Origin of the sequence: Streptomyces sp. NBC_00078, from assembly GCF_026343335.1 — a bacterium.
Taxonomy (GTDB): Bacteria; Actinomycetota; Actinomycetes; order Streptomycetales; family Streptomycetaceae; genus Streptomyces.
Genome location: NZ_JAPELX010000001.1, coordinates 2401415 through 2423825, shown reverse-complemented (window position 1 = coordinate 2423825; position 22411 = coordinate 2401415). Strand labels below are relative to the sequence as shown.

The 22411-nt window shown below is 69.8% G+C and carries 20 protein-coding genes and 1 riboswitch; of the genes, 15 read left to right on the top strand and 5 right to left on the bottom strand.

The features are described 5' to 3' along the window. Window positions 1-66 precede the first annotated feature (66 nt). Window positions 67-1323 carry a L,D-transpeptidase gene (locus tag OOK07_RS11340; protein WP_266796197.1) on the top strand — a complete coding sequence of 419 codons (1257 nt, stop codon included), beginning with the start codon at window positions 67-69 and terminating at the stop codon, window positions 1321-1323. 7 nt (window positions 1324-1330) lie between these two features. Here the strand turns inward: OOK07_RS11340 and OOK07_RS11335 are convergent, their stop codons facing one another. Continuing rightward, window positions 1331-1735 carry a response regulator gene (locus OOK07_RS11335; protein ID WP_266679363.1) on the bottom strand — a complete coding sequence of 135 codons (405 nt, stop codon included), beginning with the start codon at window positions 1733-1735 and terminating at the stop codon, window positions 1331-1333. A gap of 178 nt (window positions 1736-1913) precedes the next feature. Here OOK07_RS11335 and ctaE point away from each other — a divergent pair, with 178 nt between their 5' ends. From ctaE to OOK07_RS11305, 6 genes are all read left to right on the top strand, one after another. Next, complete coding sequence (ctaE, locus tag OOK07_RS11330) at window positions 1914-2534, top strand: aa3-type cytochrome oxidase subunit III (RefSeq protein ID WP_242760872.1); 621 nt, start codon at window positions 1914-1916, stop codon at window positions 2532-2534. 79 nt (window positions 2535-2613) lie between these two features. Beyond that, window positions 2614-3423, top strand: coding sequence for a cytochrome bc1 complex diheme cytochrome c subunit (gene qcrC / locus OOK07_RS11325; RefSeq protein WP_266679357.1), 810 nt, complete (start codon window positions 2614-2616; stop codon window positions 3421-3423). Further along, window positions 3420-4475 (top strand): cytochrome bc1 complex Rieske iron-sulfur subunit, encoded by a 1056-nt coding sequence (gene qcrA / locus OOK07_RS11320; protein ID WP_266679355.1) that lies wholly within the window; start codon window positions 3420-3422, stop codon window positions 4473-4475. The genes qcrC and qcrA overlap by 4 nt, the downstream gene beginning before the upstream one ends. Further along, on the top strand, window positions 4472-6124 hold the full coding sequence (gene qcrB, locus OOK07_RS11315; RefSeq protein WP_266796195.1) for a cytochrome bc1 complex cytochrome b subunit: 1653 nt from the start codon (window positions 4472-4474) through the stop codon (window positions 6122-6124). The genes qcrA and qcrB overlap by 4 nt, the downstream gene beginning before the upstream one ends. Window positions 6125-6268: 144 nt before the next feature. Further along, complete coding sequence (trpD, locus tag OOK07_RS11310; RefSeq protein WP_266679351.1) at window positions 6269-7333, top strand: anthranilate phosphoribosyltransferase; 1065 nt, start codon at window positions 6269-6271, stop codon at window positions 7331-7333. Window positions 7334-7409: 76 nt separating this feature from the next. After that, window positions 7410-7525, top strand: a riboswitch (SAM riboswitch). A gap of 123 nt (window positions 7526-7648) precedes the next feature. Next, the gene (locus OOK07_RS11305) at window positions 7649-9025 is read left to right on the top strand and encodes an aminotransferase class V-fold PLP-dependent enzyme (RefSeq protein WP_266796193.1); all 1377 of its coding nucleotides are present in this window, start codon (window positions 7649-7651) and stop codon (window positions 9023-9025) included. Between the two features lie 35 nt (window positions 9026-9060). Here OOK07_RS11305 and OOK07_RS11300 read toward each other — a convergent pair whose 3' ends face one another. Together OOK07_RS11300 and OOK07_RS11295 are read right to left on the bottom strand one after the other, a co-directional pair. Next, window positions 9061-9342 carry an Lrp/AsnC family transcriptional regulator gene (locus OOK07_RS11300; RefSeq protein ID WP_266679341.1) on the bottom strand — a complete coding sequence of 94 codons (282 nt, stop codon included), beginning with the start codon at window positions 9340-9342 and terminating at the stop codon, window positions 9061-9063. After that, a complete protein-coding gene (locus tag OOK07_RS11295) occupies window positions 9339-10124 on the bottom strand; it encodes a rhomboid family intramembrane serine protease (protein WP_266796192.1) in 786 nt (261 codons plus the stop codon). Before OOK07_RS11295 ends, OOK07_RS11300 begins: the two co-directional genes overlap by 4 nt. A 164-nt stretch (window positions 10125-10288) precedes the next feature. On the opposite strand from OOK07_RS11295, the gene OOK07_RS11290 reads away from it, so the two are divergent. The 6 genes from OOK07_RS11290 (at window position 10289) to OOK07_RS11265 (ending at window position 15846) form a co-directional block, all read left to right on the top strand. Then, complete coding sequence (locus OOK07_RS11290; RefSeq protein WP_020137397.1) at window positions 10289-10528, top strand: hypothetical protein; 240 nt, start codon at window positions 10289-10291, stop codon at window positions 10526-10528. Window positions 10529-10562: 34 nt separating this feature from the next. Next, a complete protein-coding gene (locus OOK07_RS11285; RefSeq protein WP_266679337.1) occupies window positions 10563-11906 on the top strand; it encodes an NYN domain-containing protein in 1344 nt (447 codons plus the stop codon). A gap of 223 nt (window positions 11907-12129) precedes the next feature. After that, the gene (locus tag OOK07_RS11280; protein WP_266796190.1) at window positions 12130-13164 is read left to right on the top strand and encodes a C40 family peptidase; all 1035 of its coding nucleotides are present in this window, start codon (window positions 12130-12132) and stop codon (window positions 13162-13164) included. 201 nt (window positions 13165-13365) lie between these two features. Next, the gene (locus OOK07_RS11275; RefSeq protein ID WP_266796188.1) at window positions 13366-14382 is read left to right on the top strand and encodes a C40 family peptidase; all 1017 of its coding nucleotides are present in this window, start codon (window positions 13366-13368) and stop codon (window positions 14380-14382) included. A 31-nt stretch (window positions 14383-14413) separates the two neighbouring features. Then, window positions 14414-15604, top strand: coding sequence for a hypothetical protein (locus tag OOK07_RS11270; RefSeq protein WP_266679325.1), 1191 nt, complete (start codon window positions 14414-14416; stop codon window positions 15602-15604). A 107-nt stretch (window positions 15605-15711) separates the two neighbouring features. Further along, complete coding sequence (locus OOK07_RS11265; protein ID WP_266796186.1) at window positions 15712-15846, top strand: hypothetical protein; 135 nt, start codon at window positions 15712-15714, stop codon at window positions 15844-15846. A 250-nt stretch (window positions 15847-16096) separates the two neighbouring features. Here OOK07_RS11265 and OOK07_RS11260 read toward each other — a convergent pair whose 3' ends face one another. Further along, a complete protein-coding gene (locus OOK07_RS11260; protein WP_266679323.1) occupies window positions 16097-17332 on the bottom strand; it encodes a glycosyltransferase 87 family protein in 1236 nt (411 codons plus the stop codon). A gap of 120 nt (window positions 17333-17452) precedes the next feature. On the opposite strand from OOK07_RS11260, the gene OOK07_RS11255 reads away from it, so the two are divergent. Continuing rightward, a complete protein-coding gene (locus OOK07_RS11255; protein WP_266796185.1) occupies window positions 17453-18595 on the top strand; it encodes a glycosyltransferase family 4 protein in 1143 nt (380 codons plus the stop codon). A gap of 110 nt (window positions 18596-18705) precedes the next feature. Then, a complete protein-coding gene (locus OOK07_RS11250; protein WP_524540313.1) occupies window positions 18706-20346 on the top strand; it encodes a GMC oxidoreductase in 1641 nt (546 codons plus the stop codon). 19 nt (window positions 20347-20365) lie between these two features. Here OOK07_RS11250 and OOK07_RS11245 read toward each other — a convergent pair whose 3' ends face one another. Then, window positions 20366-22162: an AMP-dependent synthetase/ligase gene (locus tag OOK07_RS11245; protein WP_266679319.1), complete on the bottom strand. Its 1797-nt coding sequence runs from the start codon at window positions 22160-22162 to the stop codon at window positions 20366-20368. Window positions 22163-22411 lie beyond the last annotated feature (249 nt).

Sequence of the window (22411 nt, the reverse complement as noted above, 5' to 3'; positions counted from 1 at the left end):
AATACCGTTCGCTCGAACGAGTTACCCGGCGCGCCGTGCTTGACGAACGTCCCTAGCGTGAGGGACATGAACCACTCTCCGCGCACCCGCATCGTCGTCAGCTGCACGCTGCTGGTGATCGCCCTCGGCGCGGGCGGCACCTCTTGCAGCAGCGGCGGCAACCCGCTGACCGACAAGCCGTACGACGCGACGGACCAGATCTCCTTCAAGGGCCCCACGGGAGACGGGAAGAAGGCCGACCCGGACAAGCCCCTGGAGGTCACCGCCGACGACGACCGCATCACCGACGTCACGGCCGTGGACGCCACAGGCCGCTATGTGACGGGCGAACTCTCCGCCGACGGCTCCCGCTGGCACAGCACCTCCCCGCTCGCCGCCAACGCGCACTACACGGTGCGGGTGAGCACGGAGGACGACGACGGGGCACCGGGGCGCAAGGTCCTCGAATTCGACACCACCACGCCCACCACCAAGAAGACCCTGGGCGTGACGTTCGGGCCCAAGTCGGGGACGTACGGCGTCGGCCAGCCCGTGACAGCCGAACTCGACAAGCCCGTCAAGGACAAGGCACAACGGGCCGTCGTCGAACGGGCCCTGCGGGTGGACGCCGTGCCCGCCGTGCAGGGCGCCTGGCACTGGGTGAGCGACAAGGAACTCCACTACCGCCCGAAGGACTACTGGCCCGCCCAGGCCACCGTCCAGGTCCACAGCGACCTCGACGGCGTCAAGGTCGGCGACCGCCTGTGGGGCACCAAGAGCAAGGCGCTGAAACTCACCATCGGCGACAGCATCGTCGCCGTCACCGACGCGGCGTCGCACTCCATGACGGTCTACAAGAACGGCGAGGACATCAAAGAACTCCCCGTCACCACCGGCAAGCCCGGCTTCGAGACCCGCAACGGCGTCAAGGTGATCCTGGGCAAGCAGTACTTCGTACGCATGCGCAGCGCCACGGTCGGCATCGCCGAGGGCAGCTCGGACTCGTACGACCTGCCCGTCTACTACGCGACCCGCCTGACCTGGAGCGGCGAGTACGTGCACGCCGCCCCCTGGTCCGTCGGCTCCCAGGGCTACGCCAACGTCAGCCACGGCTGCACCGGCATGAGCACCAGCAACGCCGAGTGGTTCTTCGACACCGTCCACGAGGGCGACGTGGTGAAGGTCGTCAACTCGGGCGGCGACACCATGGAGCCGTTCGGCAACGGCTTCGGTGACTGGAACCTCACCTGGCAGAACTGGCGCACCGGCAGCGCGCTGGTCGCCGGCACGCCCGACGGGCCGAGCTCGGCGGAGCGAGCCCGGCTCAGGCCGCGGAGCGTCTGAGAAGCTCCTAGGCGCTCTGCTGAAGCCCCTTCTGCCGTAGCAGGGAGGCCAGGGCGGCCGCGAACTCCACAGGATCCGCAGGGAGCGTCACAGCCGCCTCCGCGCGGCTCCAGGTCGCCAGCCACGCGTCCTGCGGCCGGCCGATCAGCAGCAGCACCGGCGGGCAGTTGAACACCTCGTCCTTGAGCTGGCGGCACAGGCCCATGCCGCCCATGGGCACGGCCTCGCCGTCCAGGACGCAGACGTCGACACCGCCCCTGTCCAGCTCCTTGAGGACGGCCGCCGGCGTGGCGCATTCCAGGAACTCGACGACGGGAGCGTCCGGCGCAGGCCTGCGTCCGGTCGCCAGCCGGACTTGTTCGCGGGTGTTGGAGTCATCGCTGTAGACCAGCACCGTGGCGGTCGCCTGCATCGTTCCTCCGCATCGTTGGTCGGGAACATCGGTTACCGATGGGGCGGATGCTACTCCCATGAGCACCGCGTCAACACCTGTTGGAACACGGCTTCGATGGGCCATACGGGCAGTACACGCGGTACGGACACTCCGAACGGCACCCCCCGGAGTGAGGGCGGGATAAGGGACCGACATAATGTCGGTCGTGGCGACAGCAACGACAGTAGAAACCGGGCACGCGCACCCGTCGGTCAACCGGCCGAACCTCACCAGCGTCGGAACCATCATCTGGCTGAGTTCCGAGCTGATGTTCTTCGCGGCCCTCTTCGCGATGTATTTCACCCTGCGATCGGTGACCGGTCCGGATCACTGGAAGGAGATGGCGAGCCATCTCAACCTTCCGTTCTCCGCGACCAACACCACGATCCTGGTGCTCTCCTCCCTGACCTGCCAGCTCGGCGTCTTCGCCGCCGAGCGCGGGGACGTGAAGAAGCTCCGGGGCTGGTTCATCGTCACCTTCGTGATGGGTGCGATCTTCATCGGCGGTCAGATCTTCGAGTACACGGAGCTGGTGAAGAAGGACGGGCTCTCCCTGTCCTCCGACCCGTACGGCTCGGTGTTCTACCTGACCACCGGGTTCCACGGCATGCACGTGACGGGCGGCCTCATCGCCTTCCTGTTCGTCCTCGGCCGCACCTACGCGGCGAAGAGGTTCACCCACGAGCAGGCGACCGCGGCCATCGTCGTGTCCTACTACTGGCACTTCGTCGATGTCGTGTGGATCGGCCTCTTCGCCACGATCTACCTGATCAAGTAGCCGGGACCGTTCCCGCGTGCGCCCACGGGCGCACATCCCAGAAGCATCGACGCAGAAGATCCTGACACCGGGGTAATCCGTGAAAAAGCTCTCCGCACGACGACGCCATCCCATGGCGGCGCTCGTCGTCCTACTCCTCGCGCTGGCATGCACCGGGGGGCTGTACGCCGCGTTCGCACCTGCGAGCAAGGCGCAGGCCGATGAAACAGCCCAGTCTCTCGCCATCGACGAGGGCAAGAAGCTCTACTCCGTGGGCTGCGCCAGCTGCCACGGCACCGGCGGTCAGGGCACCTCCGACGGTCCGAGCCTCGTGGGAGTGGGCAGCGCGGCCGTCGACTTCCAGGTCGGCACCGGCCGTATGCCTGCCCAGCAGCCGGGCGCGCAGATCCCGAAGAAGAAGGTCATCTACACCCAGGCGGAGATCGACCAGCTCGCGGCGTACATCTCCTCCCTCGGCGCCGGCCCGAACGTGCCGACGAAGACGCAGTACGGCCCGGACGGTGCTGACATCGCCAAGGGTGGCGAGCTGTTCCGCACCAACTGCGCGCAGTGCCACAACTTCACCGGCAAGGGCGGCGCGCTGACGCACGGCAAGTTCGCGCCGAGCCTCGAAGGCGTCGACCCGAAGCACATCTACGAGGCCATGCAGACCGGCCCGCAGAACATGCCGTCGTTCCCCGACACCACGCTGTCGGAGCAGAACAAGAAGGACATCATCGCGTACCTGAACGCGGTCAACGGTGACGACACCGAGAGCCCCGGCGGCCTTGAGCTGGGCGGTCTCGGCCCGGTCTCCGAGGGCCTGTTCGCCTGGATCTTCGGACTCGGCGCGCTGATCGCGGTCGCCGTCTGGGTCGCCGCTCGGACCGCAAAGGCCAAGAAGTCATGAGTAGCCAAGACATTCCAGAAGAGAACCTGCCCGCAGAGCAGGACGCGCACGGCACCGTGAGCATCGCGGACGAGAAGCACCCGTTCGCGGACCCCGGTCTGCCGCCCCACGAGCACCGTGTCCAGGACATCGACGAGCGGGCCGCCAAGCGGTCCGAGCGTGTGGTGGCCATGCTGTTCACGGTCTCCATGCTCGCCACGGTGGGCTTCATCGCCTCGTACGTGGCGATCCCGCACGACAAGGCGATCTTCGTCTTCCCGATCGGTCACATCAACGCGCTGAACTTCGCGCTGGGCCTGACGCTGGGCCTCGCGCTGTTCGCCATCGGCGCGGGCGCGGTCCACTGGGCCCGCACCCTGATGTCCGACGAGGAGGTCGCCGACGAGCGTCACCCGATCGAGGCCTCGCCCGAGGTCAAGGCCAAGGTGATGGACGACTTCCGGCAAGGTGCCAAGGAGTCCGCGCTCGGTCGTCGCAAGCTGATCCGCAACACGATGTTCGGTGCGCTGGCCCTGTTCCCGCTCTCCGGCGTCATGCTGCTGCGCGACCTCGGCCCGCTGCCGGGTACGAAGCTCCGCCACACGCTGTGGTCCAAGGGCAAGCTGCTCGTCAACATGAACACGAACGAGCCGCTGCGTGCCTCGGACGTCGCGGTCGGATCGCTCACCTTCGCCAAGCCCGAGGGCCTGGAGGAGCACGACGAGAACTTCCAGACCGAGATCGCCAAGTCGGCCCTGATGATCGTCCGGATCCAGCCGGCCGACATCAAGGACAAGCGCGAACTCGCGTGGTCGCACCAGGGCATCGTGGCGTACTCGAAGATCTGCACCCACGTCGGTTGCCCGATCTCCCTGTACGAGCAGCAGACGCACCACGTGCTGTGCCCCTGCCACCAGTCCACCTTCGACCTCTCCGACGGTGCCCGGGTGATCTTCGGCCCCGCCGGTCACGCCCTGCCGCAGCTGCGCATCGGCGTGAACGACCAGGGCTACCTCGAGGCGCTCGGCGACTTCGAAGAGCCTGTCGGTCCTGCATTCTGGGAGCGCGGATGAGCACCAACGAGACCAACGGGACCCCCGGGAACAACGCGGGGCGGCGCGGCAAAGCGCCCGCCGGCGAGCGCGTCGCCGACTGGGCCGACGGCCGTCTGGGGATCTACTCCCTGGCCAAGTCCAACATGCGCAAGATCTTCCCCGACCACTGGTCGTTCATGCTGGGCGAGGTCTGCCTCTACAGCTTCATCATCATCATCCTCACGGGTGTCTACCTGACGTTGTTCTTCCACCCGTCGATGAACGAGGTGGAGTACCACGGCAGCTACATCCCGCTGCAGGGCCAGATGATGTCCGAGGCGTTCAACTCGACCATGCACATCTCCTTCGATGTGCGCGGTGGTCTGCTGATCCGGCAGATCCACCACTGGGCCGCGCTGATCTTCCTCGCGGGCATGTTCGTGCACATGATGCGTGTGTTCTTCACGGGCGCGTTCCGCAAGCCGCGTGAGGTCAACTGGCTGTTCGGCTTCCTGCTGCTCGTCCTTGGCATGTTCACCGGCTTCACCGGTTACTCGCTCCCGGACGACCTGCTCTCCGGCACCGGTGTCCGCTTTATGGAGGGCGCGGTCCTGTCCGTGCCGATCGTCGGCACGTACCTGTCGATGTTCCTCTTCGGCGGCGAGTTCCCGGGCGGCGACTTCGTGGCCCGCTTCTACTCGATCCACATCCTGCTGCTGCCGGGCATCATGCTCGGGCTGCTGGTCGGCCACCTGATCCTGGTCTTCTACCACAAGCACACGCAGTTCGCGGGCGCCGGACGGACGAACAACAACGTCGTGGGCATGCCGCTGCTGCCGGTCTACATGGCCAAGGCCGGAGGCTTCTTCTTCCTGGTCTTCGGTGTCATCGCGGCCATCGCGGCGATCGCCTCGATCAACCCGATCTGGTCCATGGGCCCCTACCGGCCCGACATGGTCTCCACGGGCGCACAGCCCGACTGGTACATGGGCTTCTCCGAGGGCCTGATCCGTGTCATGCCGGGCTGGGAGATCAACCTCTGGGGCCACACGCTCGTCCTGGGCGTGTTCATCCCGCTGGTGATCTTCCCGCTGGTCCTGGTCTCGATCGCGGTCTACCCGTTCATCGAGTCCTGGGTCACCGGCGACAAGCGCGAGCACCACATCCTGGACCGTCCGCGCAACGCCCCGACGCGTACCGCGTTCGGTGCCGCGTGGATCTCCTGGTACTTCGTGCTGATGATCGGTGGCGGCAACGACCTGTGGGCCACGCACTTCCACCTGTCGATCAACTCGATCACCTGGTTCGTGCGCGTCGGCTTCTTCGTCGTGCCGGTCCTCGTGTTCATCGCCACCAAGCGGGTCTGCCTCGGCCTCCAGCGCCGGGACAAGGACAAGGTGCTGCACGGCCGCGAGTCGGGCATCATCAAGCGCCTGCCGCACGGTGAGTTCATCGAGGTCCACGAGCCGCTCAGCCAGGACGCGCTGCACACCCTCACGGCGCACGAGCAGTACAAGCCGGCCGAGATCGGCCCGACGACCGACGGCAACGGCGTCGAGCGCAAGGTGAAGGGCTCCGAGAGGCTGCGCGCCAAGCTCAGCGAGGCGTACTTCGGCGAGGAGTCCCAGATTCCGAAGCCCACCGTCGAGGAGTACAAGGAGATCACGAGCGGCCACGGCCACCACTGATCGCTGCGGCGTCGCCACGCCACGGAAAAGGGCCCCGTCCGGTGTTCGGACGGGGCCCTTTGCCATGCCTTCCGGCTGGATAGGGTGGGGGTCGCGGACTCTGCTACGAGTTCACACTTCTCTACGACACCCAGGAGCGGCCCCATGAGCGCTGTGACCCCCGCTGGAGGCGACACCGCGGCGGGCCGTTCCTGGCCCGAGGTACTGAACGCCCTGCTGTACGGCCGCGACCAGAGCGCCGACGCGACGGCCTGGGCGATGGACCAGATCATGCGGGGCGAGGCGACGGACGCCCAGATCGCGGGCTTCGTCGTCGCCCTGCGCGCCAAGGGCGAGACGGTCGAGGAGATCACCGGCGTGGTCCGGGCGATGTACCAGCACGCCAATGTGATCGAGGTGTCGGGCCGCACGGTCGACATCGTCGGCACGGGCGGCGACGGTGCCAAGACGGTGAACATCTCCACGATGTCCGCGCTCGTGGTGGCCGGCGCCGGCGCGAAAGTCGTCAAGCACGGCAATCGCGCGGCCTCCTCGGCGTCCGGCGCCTCGGACGTCCTGGAGAAGCTGGGCGTCAACCTCGACCTCACGCCCGGGCGGGTGGCCGAGGTGGCCGAGGAGGCGGGCATCACGTTCTGCTTCGCGGTGAAGTTCCACCCGGCGCTGCGCCATGTCGCCGCCGCCCGCGGCCAGTTGGGCATCCGGACGGTGTTCAACGCGCTGGGCCCGCTGACCAACCCGGCGAAGGTCAAGGCCCAGGCGGTCGGCGTCGCCGACCCCCGGCTGGCGCCGATGATCGCGGGCGTCCTGGCCGAGCGAGGCAACTCCTCGCTCGTCTTCCGCGGCGACGACGGCCTCGACGAACTGACCACGACGGCGACGTCCCACGTCTGGATCGTCCGGGACGGCAAGGTCACCGAGGAGTCCTTCGACCCCCGTGACGTCGGCCTCGAACTGGTGCCGGTGCAGGCCCTGCGCGGCGCCGACCCGTCGTTCAACGCGGAGGTCGCCCGCAGACTCCTGGACGGTGAGACGGGCCCGGTCCGCGACGCGGTACTGCTGAACTCGGCGGCGGCGCTGGTGGCGCTCGATCCGGGCTCCGGGACGCTGGCAGAGCAGCTGCGGGCCGGCATGGGCAGGGCGGCGGAGTCGATCGACTCGGGTGCGGCCAAGCAGACGCTGGAGCGCTGGGTGGCGGCCAGCAACCGCTGAGGTGTGACGCGGGGCGCAGTCCAGAATCCGGACTGCGCCTTGCGGACCGAAGATCGTATGGCAAGATGTCGTACCAGGTCATGAGTGACAGTCATGAGGCCCCGGCCGACTGTCCGGCAACCCTCCGTCCGTGGCGGGGTGCCCCGGGTGAAGACCAGGCCGTGCACAAAAGGTGTGCGGCAAGCGCGGGCCCCTCCCACTGCCAGGGGTCCTGGTCGTCGAGGAGTCTTCTGTGAGCAAGCGAATGCGATAGGGCGTAGCCCTGCCTCCGCGTACCCCTTTTCACTTTTCCTTGCCTCTCACGGGAGTTCCCCCATGTCTGTCTCCTCCGCTGCCGTCGCCCAGACCATTTGTGCCCCGCTGCCCGTTCTGGGCCGGGATGTCACCGTCCCGCTCGTGACGGGCGGCGAGGTCACCTACGCCGCGCTCGACTACGCGGCCAGCGCCCCCGCCCTCCAGCGGGTCTGGGACGACGTGGCGGCTTACGCCCCGTACTACGGCAGCGTCCACCGCGGTGCCGGGTACCTCTCGCAGCTGTCGACCGACCTGTTCGAGAACGCCCGCAGGACGGTCGCGGAGTTCCTCGACTGCCGTGCCGACGACCAGCTGGTCTTCACCCGCTCCACGACGGACTCGCTCAACCTCCTCGCCGCCGCCCTGCCCGCCGACTGCCAGGTCTTCGTCTTCGAGACCGAGCACCACGCCGCCCTGCTCCCGTGGAAGGACGCTCGGGTCACCTGCCTCGACGCCCCGCGCACCCCGCGGCAGGCCGTCGAGATCCTGGAGCGCGCCCTCGCCGACCGCACCGTGCCGATCGACGGGGGGCACGGCCCGGCACTGGTCTGTGTGACCGGCGCCTCGAACGTCACCGGCGAGCTGTGGCCGGTGCGCGAGCTGGCGGCGGCGGCGCACGCCCACGGTGCCCGCATCGTCCTGGACGCGGCCCAGCTCGCCCCCCACCACCCGGTCTCCGTGCGGGACCTCGACGTCGACTGGGTCGCCTTCTCCGGCCACAAGCTGTACGCGCCCTTCGGCTCCGGCGTGCTGGCCGGCCGCGCCGACTGGCTCCGGGCCGCAGACCCCTACCTCGCGGGCGGCGGCGCCAGCCGCAAGGTCACGCGGCGCGAGGACGGGGGAGTGGACGTGGAGTGGCACGAGAGCGCCGCCCGCCACGAGGCCGGCTCCCCCAACGTGATCGGCGTCTACTCCATCGCGTCGGCCTGCAAGGCCCTCACCGAGGCCGGCTTCGACACGCTGGTCGCCCGCGAGCAGCACCTGATCGAGAAGGTGAAGGCGGGCCTCGCCCAGGTCCCGGAGGTCCGGATCCTCTCCCTCTTCGGCGAGGACGCGCCCCGGGTCGGCGTGATCTCCTTCGTCGTCGAGGGCTGGAACAGCTCGCACTTCGCCGCCGCCCTCTCCGCCGAGTACGGCATCGGCGTCCGCGACGGCCTCTTCTGCGCCCACCCGCTGGTCCGCACGCTGCTGGGCAGCGACCCGCACACCCAGGGCGAGTGCGGCGCCCCCGAGGCCGCGCCCGGCGAGAAGTCCCTCAACGCGATCCGGGTGAGCTTCGGCGCGGGCACCCCCGACGAGCACGTCGAGCGCTTCGTCAACGCCGTGAAGGAGCTGGTGAGCGACGGAGCGAAGTGGCAGTACCGCACGGAGGGCGGCCGCTGCGTCCCCTCGGTCTGAGCCGGGCTACGCCTTCGGGCGGCGTCCGCGACCGGTCAGGAGTCCAGGCCGATCGCGAACGCCGCCTCCAGGTCGTGCTGGGAGTAGGTCCGGAACGCCACGTGCGTGTCCGTCCCCTCCACGCCGGGGATCCTGCTGATTCGGCCCGGGATGACCTCGGCCAGGTCCTCGTGCTGCTTGACCCGCACCATCGCGATCAGGTCGTAGGTACCGGTGACCGAGAAGACCTCGCTCACCGACTCCAGCGCCGCGATCGACTCCGCGATCTCGGGGATCCGGTCCACGCTGGTCTTGATGAGGACGATCGCGGTGATCACGGCTGGTTCTCTCCCTCGGGGGTCGGAGCTGGGGCGGACTTCACTGTAGTCGCCCGCCCGTCGCCCACCACCGCCCTTCCCGGGCCGCCCTTCGGTCCCTCGCCACGTCCGAAGCGGACCCAGGCCAGGAGGAAGCCCAGGCCGAAGCCCACCAGGTGGGCCAGATAGGCCACCCCCGGGCCCGCGGGCGCCCGCCCCGCCGCCAGCCACTGCAGGGCCGCCCAGAAGGGCAGTACGACCCAGGCGGGGAAGCGCACGGGCAGGAAGAAGAGGAACGGGAGCAGGCTTGTGACCCGGGCCCCGGGGAAGAGGTACAGAAACGCACCCAGGACTGCCGAGATCGCCCCGGACGCACCGACCAGGGACTGCTCGGACGTGGCGTTGGCGGCCGCGTACCCCAGCAGGGCGAGATATCCGCAGCAGACGTAGAACACGGTGAACCGCAGTGGGCCCACGCGTTGCTCCGTCATCACGCCGAAGACGTAGAGGAACAGCATGTTGCCGAGCAGGTGCACCCAGCTGCCGTGGATGAACAGGGCCGTGGCGGGGGTCAGGGCGGCCCTCGGGGAGCCCTGGAACAGCTCGGCCGGGACCACACCCCAGCGGTGGAAGTAGGCGCGCTGGGCGGCGACCAGCGCGTCGCCGGAGCCGTAGACCGGATTCAGGCCTGCGGCCGGACCGGTGACGAAGGCCAGGAAGCACAGGGCGATCAGCGCATATGTCACGGGCGCCGCGGGGCGCCGGATCGCTCTGCTGACGGTCGGGCTCCAGTTGCCGGTCATGAGTACAGAGCATGACGTAACGGGACGCAGCAGCGCAGACCGCCTCGCCGCCCTGGACGGGCGGGCGGCGAGTCCTCACCAGGCCGTAGGGTTACGAGCCATACGCCCAGGGAATCTGGGGCGTCACTGACAATGGAAGCCTAGAAGGAAAGAGCACAGGCACGATGACGGTTCCCCTGCCGACCGCCTCCACGCGGTGGCGCTGCACCCTCTGCGGCAACCTCACGCGCTTCGACGTGACCCGCTCGTCCAAGGTCGTCGAGTACGTCCACCTCGATCTGGCGGGCGAACCGAAGGTCGAGGAGCGCGAGGTGGTCAGTGAGACCATCGAGTCCGTGCGCTGCCGGTGGTGCAACGCGGTGGATCAGGTGGAACTCGTGGACAGGCCGGGCGCCGACTCCTGAGCGGAGCGGCCCCACAGGTATTGGGGTGTGACGGATGGCGGAGACCACAGGCGGGGGGCCGGGCGACGGCACCGCCGAGGTGCTTGACCGTCCGCTGCCCGACGGAGTGCGCCGCAGGGTCGTCCAGATCGTCTCGGACGCGTTCGGCGGACTGACCGTCGGTGAACTGCCCGCACAGCTCAGGCAATACGCCCGCTTCGCGCCGAACCGCCGGGCCAAGTTCGCCGGCAACGCGATGGCGGCCGCCCTGGAGACCGATCCGCTGTTCCGACAGCGCATCGGGGAGAAGCTGAGAGAGGTCCAGCCGGAACTCACCGGTGCTCTCGACTCCGGCTCGCCGCCCCCGGCCGCGGATCCGCTCGATGTGGCGGCCGCGGCCTACGTTCTGCGGCCCACCGGTTGGGTCAAGCTCGTGACCGCGGCCGGCGAGGAGGCCCAGCGGGCCGGTGCCGAGCGCGCCGACGAGGAGAGCCGGGCCGAACTGGAGCGGCTGCGCGAGGAGCTCGACCGCGCCCGGGAGCAGACCCGGGCCGACACCGAGCGGCTGCGGGCCGAGCTGGAGGCCGCCAAGAAGGAGGCCGACTCGCTGCACCGGAAGCTGCGTGCCGCCCACAGCGACGTCAAGCGGCGCGAGGCGGCCCTGCGCAAGACGCAGGGCGAGATGGAGGCCGCACGCGCCGAGGGGCAGGCACAGCTGTCCGCCGCCGAGAGTGAGACCCGGCGCCTGAAGTCGCGGCTCGGCGAGGCGGAGGCGGCCCTGGAGGCCACGCGCAAGGCGGCGCGCGAGGGGCGCAGCGTCGAGGACATGCGCGTACGACTGCTTCTGGACACCGTGCTGGACGCTGCCCAGGGGCTGCGCCGGGAGCTGGCGTTGCCACCCGTGTCCGTACGGCCGGCCGAGACCGTCGATGCGGTCGAACCGGGGCGAATGACACCGAAGGACATCGCCGCGCGGGCATTGTCCGAAAACGACCCCGCGATCCTGGACCAGCTGCTCGCGCTGCCGCAGGCGCACCTGGTCGTCGACGGCTACAACGTCACCAAGACCGGCTACCCCCAAATGCCCCTGGAGAAGCAGCGGTTGAGGCTCCTGGGGCAGCTCTCGCAGCTCGCCGCGCAGACCGGCGCCGAGGTCACCTGCGTCTTCGACGGGGCCGAGCTGGCCGCCCCCGTGCTGCTCGCGCCACCGCGCGGGGTCCGGGTGCTGTTCTCCAAACCCGGCGTGACCGCCGACGAGTTGATCCGGCAGCTGGTGCGCGCCGAGCCGCCCGGGCGGCCCGTCATCGTGGCCTCCACCGACCGCGAGGTGGCCGACGGAGTGGCTCGCGCGGGGGCGCGTCCGGTCGCCTCGGCGATGCTCCTGAAGCGGCTGACCTGAGCCCATGTCCCGAAGGTCGAACTTCTCGGTTTAATGACCGAATTGGCGGGATCGTCACGCAACGTAGCGTCAACCGCGCATCACTGCATGTGCGTTGAGTGCAAAGAATGCATTGCGTGACGGGATTTTTTTGTGTGAGGATTTGATCTGATCACAGGATGGTCACTAGGGTCTGCCCCGAACCTCCGAACGGGTGATCACTCTCAAGAAGGAGTCCGCGTCCGTGGCGTCCCACCGTCGACCCAGGCAGCCGAGCCGCACTCGCGTGACCGTGCTCACCACCGCAGCTGCTGCCGCCGTTGCTTTCAGCGCCCAGGCCGCCAACGCCGCGCCGAGCGAGAAGCCCTCCAAGGACGAGGTAAAGGCGAAGGTCGACAAGCTCTACGAGCAGGCCGAGCAGGCCACCGAGAAGCTCAACGGCGCCAAGGAGAAGCAGGAGAAGCTCCAGAAGGAGATCTCCACCATCCAGGACAAAGTCGCCCGCGGCCAGGATGACCTCAACGAGCTGCGTGACTCGATCGGGCTGGCAGCAGCCGCCCAGTACCGCACGGGCAGCATCGACTCCTCCCTCCAGCTCTTCCTCTCGTCGAACCCGGACGACTACCTGGACAAGGCCTCCACAGCCGACCAGCTCAGCGCCCAGCAGGTCGGGGCGCTGAAGAAGATCCAGGAGAAGCAGCGCGAGCTCGCACAGGAGCGCGCCGAGGCCTCCGACAAGCTCAAGGACCTCGCCTCCACCCGCGCCGAGCTGGCCAAGAAGAAGAAGCAGGTCCAGGGCAAGCTCGGGGAGGCGCAGAAGCTGCTCAACACCCTGACGGCCTCGGAGCGGGCGGCGCTCGCCGCCGCGGACAGCCGCGCCAGCCGCTCCTCCGCCGAGCGCGTGGACCTCGGCGACTCGAAGGCCGCCTCCGGCCGCGCGGCCGCCGCCTTCCGCGCCGCCCAGACCCAGACCGGCAAGCCGTACGTCTACGGCGCCACCGGCACCGCCTCCTACGACTGTTCGGGCCTGACCTCCTGGGCCTACGCCCAGGCCGGCGTCTCCATCCCGCGCACCTCGCAGGCCCAGGCCAACGCGGGCACGCGGATCTACAGCGAGAGCCAGCTCCAGGTCGGCGACCTCGTGCTCTTCTACGGCGACCTCCACCACATCGGCCTCTACGCCGGCAACGGCCAGGTGCTGCACGCCCCGCACAGCGGTGCCACCGTGCGCTACGAGTCGATCGGCAACATGCCGTTCCAGTTCGGCGTCCGGATCTGACCGTGCCGCCCGAACGGGCGAATTGCATGACCCCACGCTGACCCCACGCCCCGCCGATGACCTGCGTCAGAGGCGGGGCGTCACGTTGTGTGGCCATGGAGGTCTTTGGCCGTCGGCCCGCCGCGGGGCTACTGTCTGCCGCGTTTCCCTGCTGCGGCGGGGAGGCAGTCCTTGTCGCCAACGGAAGGAGTGCGGCTTCCCGTGAGGTCCCATCGCCGCCTTGCACCGACGTCCGGGTTCAACCGGGGCGCCGGGGCCGCCCTGTGTGTGCTGTCCGCCGCGGCCTCCGCCCTCGGCGCCGTGCCGGCGACCGCCGCTCCGCACGACACCACCAGGTCCGAGGTGGACCGCCTGTACGAGGAGGCCGAGAGGGCGACCGAGGCCTACAACAAGGCCGACGAGACCGCCGACACGCTGCGCAGGCAGGTGAGCGACGCGCAGGACCGCATCGCCCGGCAGCAGCAGCGCATCAACACCATGCGGGAGTCGCTCGGTTCGCTGGCCGGCGCCCAGTACCGCTCCGGCGGCATCGACCCGACCCTCGCCCTGCTGTTCTCCCACGACCCGGCCGACTACCTCGACAAGGCCTCCGCCCTCGACCGCATCACCGCCCACCAGGCCGGTGAACTCAGGGACCTGCAGTCCGCGATGCGCGAACTCGCCCAGGAGCGCGTCGAGGCTGTCGGCAAGCTCGCCGAGCTGACCAGGAACCGCAAGGCCGTCGCCGTCCACAAGAAGACCGTCGAGAAGAAACTCGCCAAGGCACGCCGGCTGCTCAACTCCCTTCCGTACGGGGAACGTGCCGCATACGACCGTGCCTCCCGCGGCGACCGCGGCGACATCCCCTACCTCGGAAGTTCCCTCCCCGCCTCGGCCCGCGCGGCTGCCGCGATCGCCGCCGCCCGCTCCGCGCTCGGGACGCCGTACATCTGGGGCGCCACCGGCCCCTCCGGCTTCGACTGTTCGGGCCTGATGCAGTGGTCGTACGCGCGGGCCGGAATCCAGCTGCCGCGCACCTCGCAGGAGCAGCGGTACGCCGGCCGGCAGATCCCGCTCTCCCAGGCGCGCCCCGGTGACCTGGTCACCTACCGGACCGACGCCAGCCATGTCGCGATGTACATGGGCAACGGCCAGGTGATCCATGCGCCCTATCCCGGCGCACCCGTGCGCTACGACCCGGTGAACATGTTGCCGGTGTCCTCGGTCACGAGGGTCTGACAACCGCCCTGTCGGCCTTACGATCGGAAAGATGGCTGGTCGTAGGCGGGCGTCGAGGTCCGCGCTGGTGGTGCTCGTGCTGCTGCTCGTCTCTCTGGTGGCGTGCGGCGGCAGACCCGCGGGCGACACCGCCAAGGCCGATCTGCAGCGCGTCCTGGACCGGCGGTCCACCGCCGTCCTCGACCGTGACCGGGGCGCCTTCCTGACGACGGGTGAGCTCGGCTGGTTCGAGAACCTCCGCGGGGTGCCCCTCTCGGCCTGGTCGTACCGCGTGACGTCCCTGCACCGCACCGGCGACGAGGCCACCGCCGCCGCCGAACTGCGCTACCGCATCGAGGGATACGACAACGCACCTGTCACCGTGGGCCGCACCCTGACCCTCTCCCGGGAGACGGACGGGCAGTGGTACGTCGACGCCGACAAGCCCGCCAGGAAGGCCGCCCAGCAGCTGTGGGACCAGGGCGGGGTGACCGTCGTGCGCGGCAGGCACAGCCTCGTCCTGGGCACCGGACACTCCAGCGAGGCCCTGCACACGTACGCCGGCCTCGCGGACAAGGCGGTGCCGGCCGTGTCCGGCGCGTGGGGCCTGGAGTGGACCGGGAAGGTCGTGGTGCTCGTACCGGGCTCGGTGGAGGGCATGGCGGGGCTGCTCGGCTCGCCCGCGTCCCAGTACCGCGGGATCGCGGCGGTCACCACGGGCGAGGTGGGCGGCCCGCCGAACGCGCCCGCGGACCGCATCATCATCAACCCTGACGCGTACTCCCTGCTCGGGCCCCTGGGCAAGCAGGTCGTGCTCACCCACGAGACCACCCATGTCGCCACCCGCGCCCACACCACCGCCGCCACCCCGCTGTGGCTGTCCGAGGGATACGCCGACTGGATCGGCTACCTCGGCACCACCCGCACCCCCTCCGAGGCCGCGCCGGAGCTGGCGCGCGCGGTGGACGAGGGGCGTGTGCCGGACAGCCTGCCCACCGACGGGGACTTCGGCTTCAGCGGCGACGCGACGAAGCTCGCGCAGTCCTACGAGGCCGGCTGGATGGCCTGTCGGATGATCGCCGGGCAGTGGGGCCAGGAGCGGCTCGGCCGGTTCTACCGCGCCGTGGGCGACCATCAGCAGCGGGCCGGTTCCGTCGAGAACGCGCTGAAGACGGTGCTCGGCACGACATCGGAGAAGTTCACGGCGCAGTGGCGGGACTACCTCCAGGCTCAACTCGGCTGAGCCCGGCAGGGAGATGGCTTCCCCGAGCCCGGCGCGCTCCGCCGCGCCCGTGCCCGAGAGGCCCGCGCCGCATCCCCGACGGTGTCCGCGTTCTCCGCCTGCCTCGGGTGTCGCCCACGGCCGCCGACTTCACCGCGCGCGAGGGCGGTGCGCGGGTCCTGGTCGTGGTCGCGGTCGAAGTTGTGGTTGTGGTCGTGGCCCGGCCCGGGGCTGACGGCCGTGGCGGGTGCTCGATCGCGTAGACGGCCATGACGGCCGCCACCATGGCCTTCTACGCGGTGCGGCGGGCAGCCTTCAGCGCGGGGTGCCGGTGTCGCCCACGCCGGGTTCTGTTCCTCCACTGCTGCGGGTGACGGTTCTCGGCACGGCGGTCCAACTGCCGTTCCCGTACGGCCTGTCGGGGCTCGGGCTCGGGCTCGGGCTGCTCGGCTGTTTCGGCGCCGGCGCTCACGATGGCGGTGCGGTGGCCGTGCTGTTGCGTAGCGCCCGGCGTCAGGACGAGGTCGAGGTCTCCCTCGTGCGGGTCGCCTGGGCGGGCAGGGGCGGTACCGGCTCGCGGGAGACCGTCGACTGCCACAGCTCCACGGCCGCGAGCAGGGCGGCGACGACCAGCAGGCCGTTGCGGACGACCAGGAGGGTGACGCCGAGGGTGTCGCTCATGACCACGTGCTGGAACCAGACGGGGAACTCCAGCACCGTCACGAATGCGGCCGCGACGACCAGGCCCACGGGCAGCCCCATCCGGCTGCTGCGGAAGCACAGGCAGACGGCAGCCGTGCCGACCAGCCACACCATGTACTGCGGGCTGATCACCCGGCTGGTGACCGTGAACATCAGCACCGCCGTGAAGGCCGCGTCGGCGAGCGTGTTCGGCAGGAACCGCGTCGCCATCAGCCGCCACAGCAGCAGCCAGCCGAAGGCCACGCCGGTGAGGAACAGGGCGGCCGAGCTGATGACGGTCACCCAGGGGCCGAGGAACTCGATCGAGCCGTAGTTCAGCAGCACCTGGCCGTCCCAGCCGAACTGCCGGGCCACGTGGATGACAAGGGCCCCCAGCGACTCCACCTCGGTGCCGCGGTTGCGCTGGAAGGTCAGGAAGGCGAAGGCGCCGGGCATGCTCACCGCGAACGCCGCCGCCAGCGCGGCCGCGCTCGCCGCCGCCCAGGCCCACGCGCCGCGCTTGCGGGCGCCGAGCAGCAGCAGCGCCGGCCACACCTTCAGCATCGCCCCGAAACCGACGAGGGCGCCCATCACGCGGGGATGCCGGGCGCCCGCCAGGAGCCCTGCCACGGCCACGGCCGTGACCATCACGTCGTAGCGTGCGTACACGGTCGGTCCGAGCAGCGGTACGCCCACCACCCACACCCAGGCTCCGCGAAGCGTCCTGCCGGGGCGCAGGCCCGCGTACCCGAGCAGTGACAGGACGACCAGGTCGGCGAGGAAGGCGAGGACGAAGAAGGCCTTCGTGTACTCCAGGAAGCCCAGCAGCGCGGGCGAGAGGATCGCCAGGGCGGCCGCGGGCGGGTACTGCCAGGTGACGTCGTCCAGCGGGAAGGTGCCGTGCCGCAGCGTCTCGTACCAGCCCTGGTAGATCACGGACACGTCGGTCGTCACGTCCGGGCCCGGGAAGACGAACACCTTGAACACGAACAGCAGCAGGACCAGCCTGGTCAGGCCCCAGGCCCCCAGCAGCCCCGCCAGGCACCGCCTCGCACCCGCAATGTCCACCGGAGCCCCTGTTCGTCCGCGTCCCGTCTTGAGGGGAACATGATGTCCTGCCGGGCTGTGTGGGTGCCATAAACGTGGCCGTGCCCGGCTGCCCGCGCCCGTTGGATAGGGTCGGCGGCGATGCACAAGACCCTCATCGTGACGAACGACTTCCCGCCCCGCCCGGGCGGTATCCAGGCGTTCCTGCACAACATGGCGCTGCGCCTGGACCCCGAGCGCCTCGTCGTCTACGCCTCCACCTGGAAGCGCGGCCGGGAGGGCGTCGAGGCGACGGCCGTCTTCGACGCCGAGCAGCCGTTCACCGTCGTACGCGACCGTACGACGATGCTGCTGCCCACCCCGGGCGCGACCCGGCGGGCCGTGGGCCTGCTGCGTGAGCACGGGTGCACGTCGGTGTGGTTCGGTGCGGCGGCGCCGCTCGGGCTGATGGCGCCGGCGCTCAGGAAGGCGGGCGCCGAGCGGCTGGTGGCCACGACCCACGGGCACGAGGCGGGATGGGCGCAGCTGCCCGCCGCGCGGCAGCTGCTGCGCCGGATCGGGGAGTCGACGGACACGATCACCTACCTCGGCGAGTACACACGCTCGCGGATCGCCGCCGCGCTGACACCGGACGCGGCCGGCCGGATGGTGCAACTGCCGCCGGGGGTCGACGAGAAGACCTTCCATCCGGCCTCGGGCGGCGACGCGGTCCGGGCCCGGCTGGGGCTGACGGACCGGCCGGTGGTCGTGTGCGTGTCCCGGCTGGTGCCGCGCAAGGGGCAGGACACCCTCATTCTCGCCATGCCCGGCATCCTGGCCGCCGAGCCGGACGCGGTGTTGCTGATCGTCGGCGGCGGCCCGTACGAGAAGGACCTGCGCAGGCTGGCCCGGGAGACCGGGGTCGCCGGTTCCGTGCGCTTCACGGGTGCGGTTCCCTGGTCCGAGCTGCCGGCCCACTACGGCGCCGGGGACGTCTTCGCCATGCCGTGCCGGACGCGCCGCGGAGGCCTCGACGTCGAGGGTCTCGGCATCGTCTACCTGGAGGCGTCGGCGACCGGCCTCCCCGTCGTCGCCGGCGACTCGGGCGGCGCCCCCGACGCCGTACTGGACGGCGAGACGGGTTGGGTGGTGCGGGGCGGTTCCGCCGAGGAGACGGCCGAGCGCGTCGCCGTACTCCTCGGCGACGCGGAACTGCGGCGGCGGATGGGAGAGCGGGGCCGCGAGTGGGTCGAGGAAACATGGCGGTGGGACTCGCTCGCCGAGAAGCTGAAGGCGCTTCTCTAGTGCCCGGACAAAACCCGCAGCCGCCCGGCTGAGCACCCGGCACCCCGGACGGCGTCCCAAAACCGGCGGAGCCTATTGGCGGAACCGGAAAATCCGCACATGCTGCGCGCATGACAGCAAAACTGATGCAGCGTCAGCTGACGAGACGTCAAATCCTGGGCATGGCAGCCCTCCAGACGGCCGCCGCGGCCGGACTCACCCGTATCGGCCTCCAGTCGGCGCAGGCCGCCGAGGAAGCGGCCGCCGTCGACAACGCCCCGGCGATCGTGGTCGGTTCGGGCTACGGCGGGGCCGTCGCCGCCCTCCGCCTCGGCCAGGCCGGTGTCCGCACCCTCGTCCTCGAAATGGGCCGGCTGTGGAACACCCCCGGCGCCGACGGCAAGGTCTTCTGCTCCACCGCCGCCCCCGACCAGCGCTCCATGTGGTTCCGCACCCGCACCGAGGCGCCGCTGGCCACCTTCCTGTGGCTGGACCTCGTCAACAGGGACATCAGCGCGTACCCCGGCGTCCTGGACCGCGTGCACTTCGACCACATGTCCGTGTACGTGGGCCGCGGGGTCGGCGGAGGCTCCCTGGTCAACGGAGGCATGGCGGTCACCCCGCTCCCGTCGTACTTCAGCGAGCAGTTCCCCACCGTGGACGCGGGCGAGATGTACAGCACGTACTTCCCGCGCGCCCGTTCCGAGCTGGGTGTCAACAGCGTCGACCCCACCTGGTTCGAGTCGACGGAGTGGTACCGGTTCACCCGGACCTCACGGAAGGCCGCGGCCAACGCCGGCCTGAAGACCACCTTCGTGCCCAACGTCTACGACTTCGACTACATGGCGCGCGAGGCGGCCGGCACGGCGACCAGGTCCGCGCTCGGGCAGGAGGTCATCTACGGCAACAACCACGGCAAGCGGAGCCTGGACACGACGTACCTGGCGTCGGCGCTCGGCACCGGGAACGTCACCATCAACACCCTGGAGCGGGTGAAGGCGATCAGCCGGGCGGGCGACGGGAGCTGGATCCTGACCGCCGACCGGATCGACAACACCGGCGCGGTCGTCGGGACCAGGCAGTACAACTGCACGTACCTCTTCCTCGGCGGCGGCAGCGTCGGCACCACCGAACTCCTCGTCCGGGCCCGGGACACCGGAGCCCTGCCCGCGCTCAACTCCAGCGTCGGCGCCGGCTGGGGCACCAACGGCAACACCATGCTGGGCCGCGCCAACCACATCTGGGACACCACCGGAGCCAACCAGTCGACCATGCCGGTCATGGGCATCGACGACTGGGCCAACGCCGACAACCCGGTCTTCGCCGAGATCGCCCCGCTGCCCATCGGGTTCGAGACCTGGGTCAGCCTCTATCTGGCGATCACCAGGAACCGGGAGCGGGCGACGTTCACGTACGACGCCGCGAGCGACGGGGTCAAGCTCGGCTGGAGTGCCGCGCAGAGCGCCGTCTCGGTGGCCATGGCCAAGAAGCTGTTCGACCGGATCAACTCGGCCAACGCCACGATCTACCGCTACGACCTGTTCGGCTCGTCGAGCAGGGTCTTCGCCGACGACTTCTGCTACCACCCGCTGGGCGGCTGCGTGCTGGGGAAGGCGACCGACGACTACGGCCGGGTGAAGGGCTATTCGAAGCTGTACGTCACCGACGGCTCGCTGGTGCCCGGCTCGATCGGCGTGAACCCGTTCGTGACGATCACCGCGCTCGCCGAACGCACGATGGCGCGGGTCCTCGCCGAGGACACCGCGCCATGAGCCGTACGACCGTGACGTACTACTTCTGGTAGATCGCCTCGATCTCGTCCGCGTAGTCCTTCGCCACCACATTGCGCTTGAGCTTGAGGGACGGCGTGAGGTGACCGGACTCCTCGGAGAACTGGGAGGACAGAATGCGGAACTTCCGCACCGATTCCGCCTTCGACACCGCGGCGTTGCCGTCGTCGACCGCCGACTGGATCGTGGCCAGCAGGTCCGGGTCCTGGCGCAGCGACGCCGCGGTGGAGCCCGCCGGCTTGCCGTGCTCATCGGCCCATCGGCCAAGGAACTCGTCGTCGATGGTGACCAGCGCGCCCACGAACGGCCGCCCGTCGCCCACCACCATGCACTCCGCGACCAGGGCGTGCGCCCGGATGCGGTCCTCGATCACGGCCGGGGCGACGTTCTTGCCGCCCGCGGTGACGATGATCTCCTTCTTGCGGCCGGTGATCCTGAGGTACCCGTCCTCGTCGAGGGTGCCGATGTCACCGGTGTGGAACCAGCCGTCGGCCAGTGCCTCCGCGGTCGCCTGCTCGTTGTTCCAGTACCCCTTGAACAGGTGCTCGCCGTGCAGCAGCACCTCGCCGTCGTCCGCGATCCGGACCACCGAGCCCGGCAGCGGCTGGCCCACCGTGCCGATCTTGGTCCGGTCCCAGGGGTTGAAGGCGGTGGCCGCGCAGGACTCGGTCAGGCCGTAGCCCTCCAGGACCGTGAAGCCGATGCCGCGGAAGAAGTGACCGAGGCGCTCACCCAGCGGCGCGCCGCCGGAGATCGCGTACTCGCCGCGGCCGCCGAGCACCGCGCGCAGCTTGCTGTAGACGAGCTTGTCGAAGGTCTTGTACTTGATCTTCAGGCCGAGCGAGGGTCCCGACGGGGTGTCGAGCGCCTTGCTGTACTCGATCGCGGTGTCCGCCGCCTTGTCGAAGATCTTGCCCTTGCCGTCCGCCTGCGCCTTGGCGCGCGCGGAGTTGTAGACCTTCTCGAAGACCCGCGGGACGCCGAGGATCAGCGTCGGGCGGAAGGACGCCAGCTCGTCGGTGAGCTGCTTGATGTCCGGCACCATGCCCAGCTTGATCGGCGCCATCAGCGGCGCGATCTGCACCATCCGGCCGAAGACGTGCGCGAGGGGCAGGAAGAGCAGGACCGAGCAGTCGCCGGTACGGAACAGCGGGCGCAGCCGCTCCACGATGTTGCCGCACTCGGCGAAGAAGGCACGGTGGGTGAGCACACAGCCCTTGGGACGGCCGGTCGTGCCGGACGTGTAGATGATCGTCGCCGGGTCGTCCGCCCTCGCCAGCGAGCTGCGGTCCTCGACCGTCGCGTCGGTGACTTCCTTGCCGAGCCGCCCGAGCTCCTCGACGGCACCGGCGTCGATCTGCCAGACCTGCTTGAGCGCGGGCAGCCGGTCGCGCACCGACTCCACGGCTGCCGCGTGGTTGTCGAGCTCCACGACGACGGCGCTCGCGCCCGAGTCGGAGAGGATCCACTGCACCTGCTCCGCGGAGCTGGTCTCGTACACCGGCACGGTGATCGCGCCGGCGCTCCAGATCGCGAAGTCCAGCAGCGTCCACTCGTAGCGGGTGCGGGACATCAGGGCGACCCGGTCGCCGGGCTGGACGCCGGAGGCGATGAGCCCCTTGGCTGCCGTGTGCACCTCGGCCAGGAACGCGGTGGACGTCACGTCCTGCCACACACCACCCACCTTGCGGGCGATGACGGCGGCGTCAGGATGCTGCGCGGCGTTTCTCCGGACGATGTCGGTCAGATTGCCGTCCGCGGGGACCTCGTACAAAGCCGGAAGGCTGAACTCGCGCAAGACTGCTGCTCCTCATAGGGCGCCGGCGCCACGACGTTGTGTGATGCGACGGTGCGGGTCCAAGGCTCGGGCAGGTACTCAGGTGTTCAGTGGTTGAAATCCTGAGCACGACTGGACTGCCCGGACGTTACCCGCCGGTATGGCTCTTCGACAGGGGGGTCCGGCGAGATGTTCGCTGCGTCACACAGATTGGTGTTCTTTTGCGTACGGTAGTCCACCTGCTAGCCGACTGGCCAGTAACCGCAGGGT

Coding starts and splice junctions, on each gene's coding strand:
- OOK07_RS11340 (WP_266796197.1), top strand. CDS start 67: ATGAACCACTCTCCGCGCACCCGCATCGTCGTCAGCTGCACGCTGCTG.
- OOK07_RS11335 (WP_266679363.1), bottom strand. CDS start 1,735: ATGCAGGCGACCGCCACGGTGCTGGTCTACAGCGATGACTCCAACACC.
- ctaE (WP_242760872.1), top strand. CDS start 1,914: ATGTCGGTCGTGGCGACAGCAACGACAGTAGAAACCGGGCACGCGCAC.
- qcrA (WP_266679355.1), top strand. CDS start 3,420: ATGAGTAGCCAAGACATTCCAGAAGAGAACCTGCCCGCAGAGCAGGAC.
- qcrB (WP_266796195.1), top strand. CDS start 4,472: ATGAGCACCAACGAGACCAACGGGACCCCCGGGAACAACGCGGGGCGG.
- trpD (WP_266679351.1), top strand. CDS start 6,269: ATGAGCGCTGTGACCCCCGCTGGAGGCGACACCGCGGCGGGCCGTTCC.
- OOK07_RS11305 (WP_266796193.1), top strand. CDS start 7,649: ATGTCTGTCTCCTCCGCTGCCGTCGCCCAGACCATTTGTGCCCCGCTG.
- OOK07_RS11295 (WP_266796192.1), bottom strand. CDS start 10,124: ATGACCGGCAACTGGAGCCCGACCGTCAGCAGAGCGATCCGGCGCCCC.
- OOK07_RS11290 (WP_020137397.1), top strand. CDS start 10,289: ATGACGGTTCCCCTGCCGACCGCCTCCACGCGGTGGCGCTGCACCCTC.
- OOK07_RS11285 (WP_266679337.1), top strand. CDS start 10,563: ATGGCGGAGACCACAGGCGGGGGGCCGGGCGACGGCACCGCCGAGGTG.
- OOK07_RS11270 (WP_266679325.1), top strand. CDS start 14,414: ATGGCTGGTCGTAGGCGGGCGTCGAGGTCCGCGCTGGTGGTGCTCGTG.
- OOK07_RS11255 (WP_266796185.1), top strand. CDS start 17,453: ATGCACAAGACCCTCATCGTGACGAACGACTTCCCGCCCCGCCCGGGC.
- OOK07_RS11250 (WP_524540313.1), top strand. CDS start 18,706: ATGACAGCAAAACTGATGCAGCGTCAGCTGACGAGACGTCAAATCCTG.